13 protein-coding genes and 1 other annotated feature (1 of these 14 only partly in view) are annotated in these 10,889 nt (G+C 40.5%); of the genes, 11 read left to right on the forward strand and 2 right to left on the reverse strand.

Translation table 11 applies throughout. From position 1 onward, the window contains the following. Nucleotides 1-4, forward strand: a binding site (T-box leader); it begins 206 nt to the left of the window's first position. A 45-nt stretch (nucleotides 5-49) separates the two neighbouring features. Next, a complete protein-coding gene (tyrS, locus tag BLL40_RS11470) occupies nucleotides 50-1,309 on the forward strand; it encodes a tyrosine--tRNA ligase (RefSeq protein WP_073712044.1) in 1,260 nt (419 codons plus the stop codon). Nucleotides 1,310-1,465: 156 nt separating this feature from the next. Here the strand turns inward: tyrS and BLL40_RS11475 are convergent, their stop codons facing one another. Both BLL40_RS11475 and BLL40_RS11480 read right to left on the reverse strand, forming a co-directional pair. After that, nucleotides 1,466-2,665, reverse strand: a complete 1,200-nt coding sequence (locus tag BLL40_RS11475) for a tyrosine-type recombinase/integrase (protein WP_483863703.1) — start codon at nucleotides 2,663-2,665, stop codon at nucleotides 1,466-1,468. Between the two features lie 55 nt (nucleotides 2,666-2,720). Then, a complete protein-coding gene (locus tag BLL40_RS11480) occupies nucleotides 2,721-3,599 on the reverse strand; it encodes a helix-turn-helix domain-containing protein (RefSeq protein WP_073712046.1) in 879 nt (292 codons plus the stop codon). Between the two features lie 150 nt (nucleotides 3,600-3,749). Between BLL40_RS11480 and BLL40_RS11485 the strand changes: the two genes are divergently transcribed. From BLL40_RS11485 to BLL40_RS11525, 10 genes are all read left to right on the forward strand, one after another. Further along, nucleotides 3,750-3,950, forward strand: coding sequence for a helix-turn-helix domain-containing protein (locus BLL40_RS11485; RefSeq protein ID WP_073712047.1), 201 nt, complete (start codon nucleotides 3,750-3,752; stop codon nucleotides 3,948-3,950). 36 nt (nucleotides 3,951-3,986) lie between these two features. After that, nucleotides 3,987-4,256 (forward strand): hypothetical protein, encoded by a 270-nt coding sequence (locus tag BLL40_RS11490; protein ID WP_073712048.1) that lies wholly within the window; start codon nucleotides 3,987-3,989, stop codon nucleotides 4,254-4,256. An 88-nt stretch (nucleotides 4,257-4,344) separates the two neighbouring features. Continuing rightward, nucleotides 4,345-4,956 (forward strand): CHC2 zinc finger domain-containing protein, encoded by a 612-nt coding sequence (locus tag BLL40_RS11495; RefSeq protein ID WP_073712049.1) that lies wholly within the window; start codon nucleotides 4,345-4,347, stop codon nucleotides 4,954-4,956. Nucleotides 4,957-4,964: 8 nt separating this feature from the next. Beyond that, nucleotides 4,965-6,446 (forward strand): DUF3987 domain-containing protein, encoded by a 1,482-nt coding sequence (locus BLL40_RS11500; protein WP_073712050.1) that lies wholly within the window; start codon nucleotides 4,965-4,967, stop codon nucleotides 6,444-6,446. Between the two features lie 266 nt (nucleotides 6,447-6,712). Beyond that, nucleotides 6,713-7,018, forward strand: coding sequence for a hypothetical protein (locus tag BLL40_RS11505; RefSeq protein WP_073712051.1), 306 nt, complete (start codon nucleotides 6,713-6,715; stop codon nucleotides 7,016-7,018). Continuing rightward, on the forward strand, nucleotides 7,015-7,548 hold the full coding sequence (locus BLL40_RS11510; protein WP_073712052.1) for an ERCC4 domain-containing protein: 534 nt from the start codon (nucleotides 7,015-7,017) through the stop codon (nucleotides 7,546-7,548). The genes BLL40_RS11505 and BLL40_RS11510 overlap by 4 nt, the downstream gene beginning before the upstream one ends. Nucleotides 7,549-7,688: 140 nt before the next feature. Beyond that, nucleotides 7,689-8,120 carry a hypothetical protein gene (locus tag BLL40_RS11515; RefSeq protein WP_083566501.1) on the forward strand — a complete coding sequence of 144 codons (432 nt, stop codon included), beginning with the start codon at nucleotides 7,689-7,691 and terminating at the stop codon, nucleotides 8,118-8,120. Further along, nucleotides 8,117-8,320: a hypothetical protein gene (locus tag BLL40_RS11520; RefSeq protein WP_073712053.1), complete on the forward strand. Its 204-nt coding sequence runs from the start codon at nucleotides 8,117-8,119 to the stop codon at nucleotides 8,318-8,320. The genes BLL40_RS11515 and BLL40_RS11520 overlap by 4 nt, the downstream gene beginning before the upstream one ends. 78 nt (nucleotides 8,321-8,398) lie before the next feature. Beyond that, a complete protein-coding gene (locus BLL40_RS17420; RefSeq protein ID WP_159434222.1) occupies nucleotides 8,399-8,545 on the forward strand; it encodes an SH2 domain-containing protein in 147 nt (48 codons plus the stop codon). 407 nt (nucleotides 8,546-8,952) lie between these two features. After that, nucleotides 8,953-10,889: DNRLRE domain-containing protein (locus BLL40_RS11525; protein ID WP_143180120.1), on the forward strand; the 1,937-nt coding region annotated here is incomplete at its 3' end.

Below are 10,889 nucleotides of genomic sequence, written 5' to 3' on the forward strand. Positions count from 1 at the left end.
TGCATGATCATGCAGGGACGCTTTTTATTTGAAAAAAGGAGAGATGAATATGGAATTGTTAGAAGATTTACAGTGGAGAGGTATTGTCTACCAGCAAACCGATGAAGAGGGCATTGAAAAATTACTTCAAAAAGATAAAATAGCGCTATACTGCGGTGTTGATCCGACAGCTGACAGCATGCATATTGGCCATTTGCTTCCATTCTTAACGCTGCGCCGTTTTCAAAAACACGGCCATAAACCAATTGTATTAGTTGGTGGGGCAACAGGTACGATCGGCGATCCGAGCGGTAAAAAAGAAGAGCGCACGTTGCAGACGATGGAGCAAGTGCAAAAAAATGTTGATGGTTTACGTGCACAGCTGGAGAAAATTTTTTCGGTGGATGGCGATAACGGCGCGCTCTTAGTTAACAATTATGACTGGATCGGTTCGATGGATGTCGTCACATTCCTTCGTGACTTTGGAAAAAATATCGGTGTTAATTACATGTTGGCGAAAGATACGGTATCATCACGCCTTGAGAGCGGCATTTCATTTACAGAATTTGCGTACACGATTTTGCAGGCGATGGATTTTTACTATTTGAATAAAAATCATAACTGCCGCATGCAAATTGGCGGAAGTGATCAATGGGGCAATATTACGACTGGACTTGAGATGATTCGAAAAATGAATCCGGAAAGCGAGCAGGCGTATGGCTTTACAATTCCGCTTGTCACAAAATCAGACGGAACAAAATTTGGCAAAACAGAAAGCGGTGCCATCTGGCTCGACCCGTCTAAGACATCTCCGTACGAATTTTATCAATTCTGGATTAACACGGCAGATGCAGATGTTGTACACTACTTGAAAATTTTCACGTTCTTGGAGCAGACTGAAATTGAAGCGCTTGAAACATCTGTAAACGAAGAACCGCATCTTCGCAAAGCGCAAAAAGCACTCGCAGAAGCAATGACACGTCTTATTCATGGAGATAATGCATTAAAACAGGCGGAAAGTATTACGAAAGCGTTATTTAGTGGAGATATTAAATCATTATCAGCAGATGAAATCGAACAAGGCTTGAAAGATGTACCGACATATGTGCAGGAAGGTGATATTCCCAATATCGTGGATCTTCTTGTCGCGGCGGGTATTTCACCATCAAAACGTCAGGCACGTGAAGATGTGCAAAATGGAGCCGTTTCAATCAACGGAGAGAAAATGACAGATACAGCATATATACTGTCGAATGAAGATAAAGTGGATGGCCGTTTCACCGTCATCCGCCGAGGGAAAAAGAAATACTACTTAATTCAATATAAATAATCAAAAGAACTGCTCATAATATTGAGCAGTTCTTTTGTTGCATAATAAAACCGCCAATCCTAAACGGAAAGGCGGTTTTATTAGCTTGCTATTAACGAGAGTAGAACTCATACCCTTTGAAGAATCCTTATATATCAACACTTTGAGCGATTTTCATTACTTACTTGCCCCACTTTTAGCCCCAACCACTTCTAAACTACGGCTAAACACCGATACAGTTTCCTGCTCTAATTCCTTCAAAACGTGACCATAAATGTCATAAATCATAGCTGGTGTATTTCCTAACCGTTCAGCAATGACTTTCACGTTCATTCCTTGACTTAACAAAATAGTGGCATGAGTGTGGCGTAATCCATGTATTGTCACATCAGGAAGACCCGCCTTTTTTAACACTCTGCGGAACATATACAAAAGTGTAGTATCTGCAATTGGGGTAGCGGTATCTCCATTGATGAAAACAAACGTATCATCTTTTTCGTCATTCATTTTTTTACCGTTTTTTAATAATGCTTGTTTACACCATGTTTTGTAACTTTCCAATTGATTCATGATAGCTGGATCAACCATGATCGTTCTGTAACTATTCTTAGTTTTTGGGGAGCGGACACCCTTTGCATCTCTAGTGCGCTCAATGGTGATAGCATTATTTTTGAAATCAACATTCTGCCATTGGATGCCTAATGCTTCGCCACGTCTCATACCTGTATATGAAATAATGAGCAGATACATATAGTTTGTCATGCTCTCTTGCTCTTTAGCGGTACAGAGAAAACGGCTAAGTTGTTCAGGTGTTAAGTAGTTTTCGCTGGTTTCCGCTTTTTCAGAATCCACAGTTTGAGAAAGTACAACCTTAGTGAACCGATTACGCAATAATATTTCTTCTTCCACTGCTGCATTCACTGCGATTTTAAATAAATTGTGGAATAGTCGAACGGTGCTAGGTTTGTATTTCTTTTCAAGTTCATTAATATACACTTTTTGATACGTTTGTTTGTCTAATTTTTGTAGCTTGTAATGTCCTAGTAGCGGCTTCATTTGATGTTTAATTGCAAGTTCTCGCTGCTTACATGATGTGACTTTCCATTTCCCTTTATTCATGTCAAACCATATATCTAGCCATTGGGCAACCGTTAAGTTATCATGTTCTATATGTTTTGTTTCACCACGCAGCGTTGCAGCCTTTACTTCCAGTAAGGCTTTCAATGCTGCTTTTTCTGTTGGGAAGCCGCTTTTCTTCTTTTCTCTCCGCTTTCCAACTGCATCATAATACTTATGCCGAAACATCCACAGTTTTTCATTGCTTGAATTAAAGTAGTAATACAGCTCAGGTTCTTTTGCTGATTTGTGTAATTTCACCTTGTCCATTCCCTTCATGCTTGGCGGCGTGTATATAGGAATAGGTGAGTGTTACTTAGTCTTGGTACTCAAATTCATCCGCTATTTCTTCGATTTTTGCCAGTATTTTTAGTTTGTCATTGGCTGACAATTTTCGATCTCTGTAGTTAAGTTGGGCGTGTGATACATCCAATAAATATAGAATATCTGGCGAATCACTCCACATTTGTGGAAAGGCGTGTAAGTGCATTAATTGATTTATTTCATTACTGTAGGTACACTCATTATAGATTTTTCCAGCCGTGTCCATTTCTAATACAGATCCGTCTGAGTTTATTAACCCCTTTTCTGATTCACAGAACTCTTCAAAAGTCATTGAACTAATCTTTTTTACCTCACTGGCTGAAAATGTTCTAGTTCGGATCAATATATTTTCTAAAATGTCTTGTTCAAATAGTGTATTTCCTTTGCCAGCTAATAAATATAGATAGGCAAAATTAACATCTAAAGCATTAGAGATATTCATAATCTGGGTATCGGTAAGTTCGATCTCTTCACCATTTTCTATTTGTTCAAGTGTTGTTTCTGGAATATTAGTCTGTCTGGCTATATCAGATAATGGAATGGTAAATTGCTCATAGTTATCATTATAATTATCTTCCCTAGCTTCTCGAATAGCTTCTCCAAATGTCGGAATTGAGGGGGGCTTTTTGAGATTATCCAGTGCCATTTCCCTAAATTCTTTGATGTAACCAGCTTCCAACATTAATTCACCTAATGGAATATCTAAAGCACCCCCTATATCCCGTAACGTTTCTAATGAAGGTGTATTTTTCCCTAACTCCCACATCCGAACTGTACTTTCGGCTTTTTGCAATTTTTCAGCTAATTGTTTTTGCGTTAATTTCGCTTCTTTCCTGTAAGAACGAATAATTTCTCCTAGTTGATTAGCCATAATTTCACCACTTTCCGCAATAATCTTGCTTTAATTAAAACAATTATTTAAGTAGAATGCAATAAAAAACCGCATTTATAATGCTTGACCGCATTTAAGATGCTGTGTTAATATTCGATTAACTTTTAATTTAGAGAGAGGAGGGATTGAATGAATAAAGCGCTGGGGCGGCTTAAGCAGTTTAGAAAAGAGAAAAAACTAACACAACGTGAAATGGCTGATTATATTGGGGTTTCACTGTCTATGTATGAAAAAGTGGAACGGGGTTATATAAAAGCTTCAAGAAATTTTATGGATGCTTTGAAAGAGAAATACCCGCAAATTGATATTGAACAGTTTTTTTTTAATTAGAAACAGCATTATAAATGCTTTTAGGGGGGCTGAATAGTGATTCCATCAAAAGTTGAAGTGCCGCTTGATAAACAGGCTGTTCGCCAGTACATCGAAAAGCGGCTGGATGAGGAAATACGAGAAGCGTTGTGGCTGGTTGACTTGGATAAGATGGCTGAACTCACTTGTATGTCTAAACGTTTTTTAGAAAGTGACATTGTGTGTGATGTACGTATGAGAGCCATTGAGGTTAGAAAGAATCGTAAGCGCTGGTGGCCGTATCAACAAGCATTTGAAATTGTAAATGAAATTACAAGGGAATGGTGAAAAAACACTGCTTGGCGGCGTGCGTATAGGGATACCATAAGTCAATCACCCACGGCATCGGTTATTGCTAGGGAAGGAGGTTAAAGTAATGTCAGCCATTGATCTGATAAAAAATGCAATTTCTATAACAGACGTACTAGACCGATACGCCGGGGCAAACTTCACAGGGGCCAGAACAAGCCGGGAGCGGTTCAACATTCGCTGTCCTTATCACGATGATCGAAGCCCTAGTTTCACTGTCTATACAGACACAAATACGTTTCGGTGCTGGAGCGGCTGTAATGACGGCAGGCCTGGGGATGTAATTGATATTGTGAAGTTATCGAGGGGTGTAGGGACAAAAGAAGCTATTAAAATACTGATTGCTGATTATGGATTAGAAAGCCCGGACAGTGACCAGGCGAAAGAATGGCAAAAAAAAAGAGCCAGCCGGGAGCAATCGGCAGCTCTAAAAAAAGAATTGAGTCGAAAAGTAATGGAAGCGATAGACACTTTGAAGCAGGTTGAACAAATGGCAAAAGAAACACTTGCCACTATTAAAACGGTTGAGGACTTAGAGCGTGTTGGCAGCTTGTATCATGTAACGTCACAAATTGATTATTGGCTGGACTGCTTAATAGAAAATGATCCGCTTATACAAGTGCAAACGTTGCAAGAAGTTGACCGCTTCCTTGAAAAGACGAACATGAAAGCGGGGTAGGGTGCACCATGAAAGACAAAGACACGGCTGATATACTGTTAAACCATTTTTCGCCGGATGAACTACAAAAGACGCTAGGTGTAAATGTAGATACTTCTATTTTACCACAGGAGCAAGAAGCAATGGAGGCAGCAGATCCGCTGGTACCTTCAATGGAAAACGATGAAGATTTTATTAACGAACGTGGCGAGTTTACCGGGAAGCTCAAACTGTATGACGATGATGAAGGAACGGCAGCTCTTGCTTATCATGGGTTAGCAGGGGAGATTGTAAGGGCCATTGATCCGCATACAGAAGGCGATCCGATTGCAACGCTCATAACCTTTTTAACGGCATACGGAAATATTATTGGAGACAAAGCACATTTTACTGCGGGGGCGAGACAACATCCTGCCAGGCTCTTTTCTGTAATTGTTGGAGCCACGGGCAAAGGAAGAAAAGGAACGTCTCTCAGTCCAGTTAGGCTACTATTTAAAGCCGTTAACTCGGACTGGGAGAAGGATCACATATTATCTGGCATGTCGAGCGGCGAGGGATTGATCCACGCAGTCCGAGACGAAGTAACAAAAAAAGTGCCAATCACGAAAGGTGAAGGAAAAGATAAAAAGGTAACTGGATATGAAACGGAAGTCATTGACGAAGGCGTTGATGACAAAAGAATGTTCGTAATTGAAGAAGAATTTGGGAAAACGTTAAGGGCCGCCAAGCGTGAAGGCAATACGTTATCAGCGATCATCAGAGAGTTGTGGGATACAGGTAGTCCGAGAACCTTAACGAAAAGCCCTGTGAAGGCAACAGCCGCTCACATATCTATTCTTGGCCAGATCACACAGGATGAATTGAAAAAGGAAATTAGCGATGTTGATTTGGTCAATGGTCTTGCTAATCGCTTTTTGTGGCTGATGGTAGAACGTTCCAAGTTGCTTCCAAGCGGTGGTTTTTTTCACAAGGTCGATGTGTCTGGGCTTGTAGAAAAGATAAGAGCTGCGGTTGAATTCGGATCGGTTACCGGAGAGATTACAAGAGATCTGAAAGCAGAGGCACTGTGGCATCGTATTTATGAACCATTATCTACAGGAGTGGGTGGTCTTATTGGAGCAGTGACAAGCCGCGCAGAAGCTCAAACGATGCGTCTGGCTTGTATATACGCCTTGCTGGACCAGTCAGATAAAATCACAGTTATACATTTAAAGGCGGCTCTTGATTTATGGGGTTATTGTTTTAGATCAGCCCGCTTTATATTCGGAAGTGGTGCGATTTTAGAACAGCCAAATGCTATTAAGCTACTGGATGAGTTAAAAAGGAGAGAAGGTAGCGGCGAAGGGGGCATGACACGGAATGAAGTAAGAGAATTCTTCAACAGAAATCTCTCCAAGGCAGAACTAGATATTGTTATAAACGATTTAATCTCGAATGGATTTATCAAGGTAGAAAAAGAGCGAAAACCTGGTTCGAAAAAGCCGATTCAGAAGATTACACTTCTCGAATAATTCTACGCTATTAACGCCTTTTACGCTCTTACTTACAGAAACATTGATATGTCAAGGTTTTAGGACAGGTTATAGTCTACGCTTTTAATACGTTTTTATTAACGCCTTTATTAAATGAATATTTGAATTGATAAAAGGCGTAATAAAAAACGTATAAAAGACGTTATGAGAAAATCAACGCGAAGACTTATGTACCAAGGGTTTCATTTATAAAAAGCGTTAATAGCGTTAAAGGCGTAAGGGAAAGATAAAAGGTTGGTGAAAATATGGCAACGATTCATGAATTGATCGAAAAGGCAGAAATAGAAAGCAGGGATGAGAAGGCTAAGCGGTATGGATTGATAGTAGCTATTCCAGGTGAAGTATACACCCGTTCTGTCAGTAAACATAGTGTTGTATATGTTGAGTATGTCGCTGGTAAGTGGGATGCCTGGAGAGAAACCCATGGATCAAATAAGAAACAGCCAATTGCCTATAAGGAGATTGCAAGAGCTCAGGACATAGAATTTGTTTTTGCTAAGGTATGTAACTACTTTGATTATTTGGAAAAGAAGCGGAGAGGACGAAAATGAAAGAGACAGGCATGAGATACCACTACACCGACACAGAAATGAAGGAGCTGCTTTCCACTATGGTTATGCTGATCGACACCAGGGAGCAGCAAAACAAACATATCACGGATTATTTTGATTCAAAGAAAATCAGCTATAAGACGAAGAAACTGGATTACGGCGACTATTCAGCCTATTTGCCAAAGAATGTGGAAATGGGTATTCAGCGGGATGTTTATTTTCCAGCAGCCATTGAGCGGAAAAACAGCGTGGACGAGCTGGTAGCTACGATAAAAGAGCGCATCCGCTTTGAAAATGAATTGATCCGGGCGCATAGTTCTCCGTTTGCCTTAATGGTAGAAGATCCAAATGGCTATCAGAATATCATTACTGGCCATTACAGAAGCCAATATAACGCAAAGGCATTGCTTGCATCGTTGAAATCATTTGAAACACGCTATGGCTTCCAGACAGTCTTTATTGCGCCGCATACGGCGGGAAACTATCTATACTATCATTTCTATTACACGATACGAAACGCGCTGAAATAGCCGCTTCATGGCGAACAGAAAGGGGGCGAGGATATGTGAATTAAGGAAGGTTCAGGCATGGAATAGCGGCAGTCAAAGGCAAAATAAATAGTGAAAAGCAGTTTAATGATAACTGTTAAATAAAGAAAAGAGGGAACATCATGAGCAGGATCAGAAGAAGAGACATGGTAACAACAAGTAGAATTGCAGATATTGCGGAAGAAACATCACTCGAAGTTAGTTTGGATCATACACTTGGCTTCGGGACAGCTTGCTACGATTCTGGGATGGTAGAAGTGCTACGAGACATTGCCGCAGAAGAACTTGAAACCCTTATAGAAGGTGTTCCAGTGACCGTACATACAAGGGAATTGACAGGAAAGACAGAGGAAAGCTATCAGACGATTTACAACGGTCTGGATCAAAAGGAAAAAGAGCTGCTTAATGTTTTTCAAGATAACTTTCACGATATGTTATTAGCTGAAGCGGGGGATCATTTTATCCATGGTTTCGTACAGGGATACCGCTATTTAAAGAATAGAATCGTATACACAAGTGGTTATGAAATTTATGGAGGAGGAAGAAAATCATGACTGAAATGAAACTGGATCATGTTATTGGAGAAATTGCGGCTATCAGTGAGGAGATAGAAGAGTTTGCCGCTCAAGGCGACAACGTAGAAAGACTGTTAAAAGAACGGGAAAACCTTGTTTATGTCGTGGATCAATATTTGATCGTGCAACAAATAAAAGCCGCTCCTGGTGCAACAGGAACGGCCAACGCTTCACAATGAAACGCATCATGAGTATTTAATGTTACCGCTCTTTGTCGTTAATGGCAAGGAGCTTTATTTTCCAAAGGAGCTGCGTGGATGAGACAAGCATTCATTGAAATCAAATTGCCAGGGCATACCGTTTTTCTAACGGCTGATGAGGTGCAGCAGCTCTTAAAGAAAGATACCGATATTTGGTCAGAAGCCACTAAACGCGGAAAATATATATTGAGAAGTCGGAAATAGAAAGAGTGAGAAGCGGCCAAACATAGAGAAGGAACAGGGGGTGAAGGAATGAGAAAAAAACTTTTTATTACCGGGAAGGGAATCAGATACCTGTTAATTTACATGCAGCAGGCACAACACAACTAGACTGCAATCATAGGCATTGCCAATATGTGCTGCAAGTTAAGGTTACACGTTAAAAACCAAAATAGAAACAAAAGAGGTGGAGCAGCGAAAACTAATGTAGCTGCTTTTTTTTTGTTTTTTTAATAAATGACTATATTCATATTCCGCTATATTTAAATAATCAATAACCTTCAAATTATGACATATTAATTAATAATATGTCAATTTAGTAATAAATTGTATTGTTTTCCTTCGTTTATTCGACTATAATCTTCCTAAACTATGTAAGGAGAGGAAATGGATTGAAAAAGTATATTGCTTCAGTCATAGCTACAGTAATGATCTGTAGTATGATAACACCATTTGGTCCAGTCGAGGCTAGGCCAAAAGAGAAAGAGAAGGACATAGTACCTGTTCTTCAAAAAGAAGTAGAAATAGTAGAAGAACGAACGGCAACATCTCAGGTTTTTCAACAGGAAGACGGCTCATACCGGATGGAAATTTCACCGGAACCTATTCATGTACAGGATGAAAAAACTGAAAAATGGGAAAAGATTGACAATACACTAACTAAAAAAGAAACGGGCCGTTTTCATAATCAAAAAAATGATTTTGATGCCTCGTTTGCGACAGTAAGTGAATCAGAAGAGCCGCTTCTGTCTGTCAATCTTGAAGGAAAAACCATTGAAATCGATCGCATCGAACAAAATGGACAATCGCTTGAAGCGGCAAAGGCAGAGGTTGAAGAGAATAAGATCACCTATGAGGACATTTATCCCAATACGGACCTCACCTACACAGTTGGCAACAGCGCCGTTAAAGAAGACATTGTATTAAAAGAAAAACCGGCAGCGGATCAGCTGTTGGAGTACTCATTTCAGTTTGAACTAAACGGACTCAACCTAGCAGAAGAAGACGGGTATTTTTATTTAGTAGATGATCGTTCCAAAGAGCGGGTCTTTGCGATTGAAAAACCATTCATGATGGATTCAGCGATACCGGACGGTTTTGTCTCAAATATGGAATTACCTATGCCAGAAGGGGCATGGAGCGATCAAATTGGCATGGAAGCCGTTCAAAATGGAAACAAGTTGTCCATTACGTTGAAGCCAGATGTGGAGTGGCTTACCTCACCAGATCGGGTTTATCCAGTCACTATTGATCCAACTATCAAAGTGTACCAGCCGAAAAATGACTTGAATGATACAACGATCCGCAGTGCTCTGCCGGATACAACCGGTGGGGCGGATACGGAGCTTGGGACAGGTCTTCATCAAAGCGGCTCCACGAGTAATATCGTTCGTTCCTTGATCCAATTCGACACAGGTGCCCTGCCTAAAGGCGCCAAAATCATGAGTGCTCAGCTGAATATGCGTCTGTCATCCGTATGGAATAATACAGCATCTACCATTCAACTGTTTGAAATGAGCAAAGCGTGGGAAGAAAACCGGGCGACGTGGAATCGTCGGACATTGAGTGCCCTTTGGACGAATACAGGTGGAGATTATATCCCAGCAGTCCTGTCTCATCAGACGATCGGAGCACTGGACACATCCCTTCCAGAGCCTCCCTTATTCAAATGGCCGATTAAAGCAGATATTGTACAGAAATGGGTAGACCAGCCGTCTCAAAATATCGGATTGATGCTGAAAGCACAGAATGAAACACTAGCAACGTACAAGAAATTTTATTCTGGAGATGCATCAGGTTCAACAGGGGCGCTGAAATATTCACCCAAACTATCGATTGTGTATTATCCTGTCAGCCGTCTAGGCTTGGAAAGCTATTGGTCTTATGCAGAGCATGAATTATCAGATGGACAGGGATATGTGAACTTGGGAACAGGGAACTTGGTTTTGGAATCTACAGATTTTTCTGTCACAGGACGTGGAAACTCCGGTTTTTCATTTTCTCGTACGTATAATTCTAAAGCAGTGGAGGATTCACCAATCGGATATGGATGGTCCTTTATTGGAAGCGAAAGTGTGTCCCAGTTTCCAAATAATGATGTGATCTATCAAGAAGGTGATGGAACGGTTCATCTCTTTACGTATGATACGGCTACTGGTAAATATATAGCGCCACCTGGTCTGTATTTAACTTTAACGAAAGCGAATACGGACTCATTTGTCCTGACAGACTACAATGGCAACCGGATTGTTTTCCGAGATTTAATTAAAGATCCGGAAGCACCCAGCCGTATTTACCGAATTGATTATGAGGAAGACCGGAATCTAAA

It is taken from the genome of Domibacillus mangrovi, assembly GCF_001906925.1.
Taxonomy (GTDB): Bacteria; Bacillota; Bacilli; order Bacillales; family Domibacillaceae; genus Domibacillus; species Domibacillus mangrovi.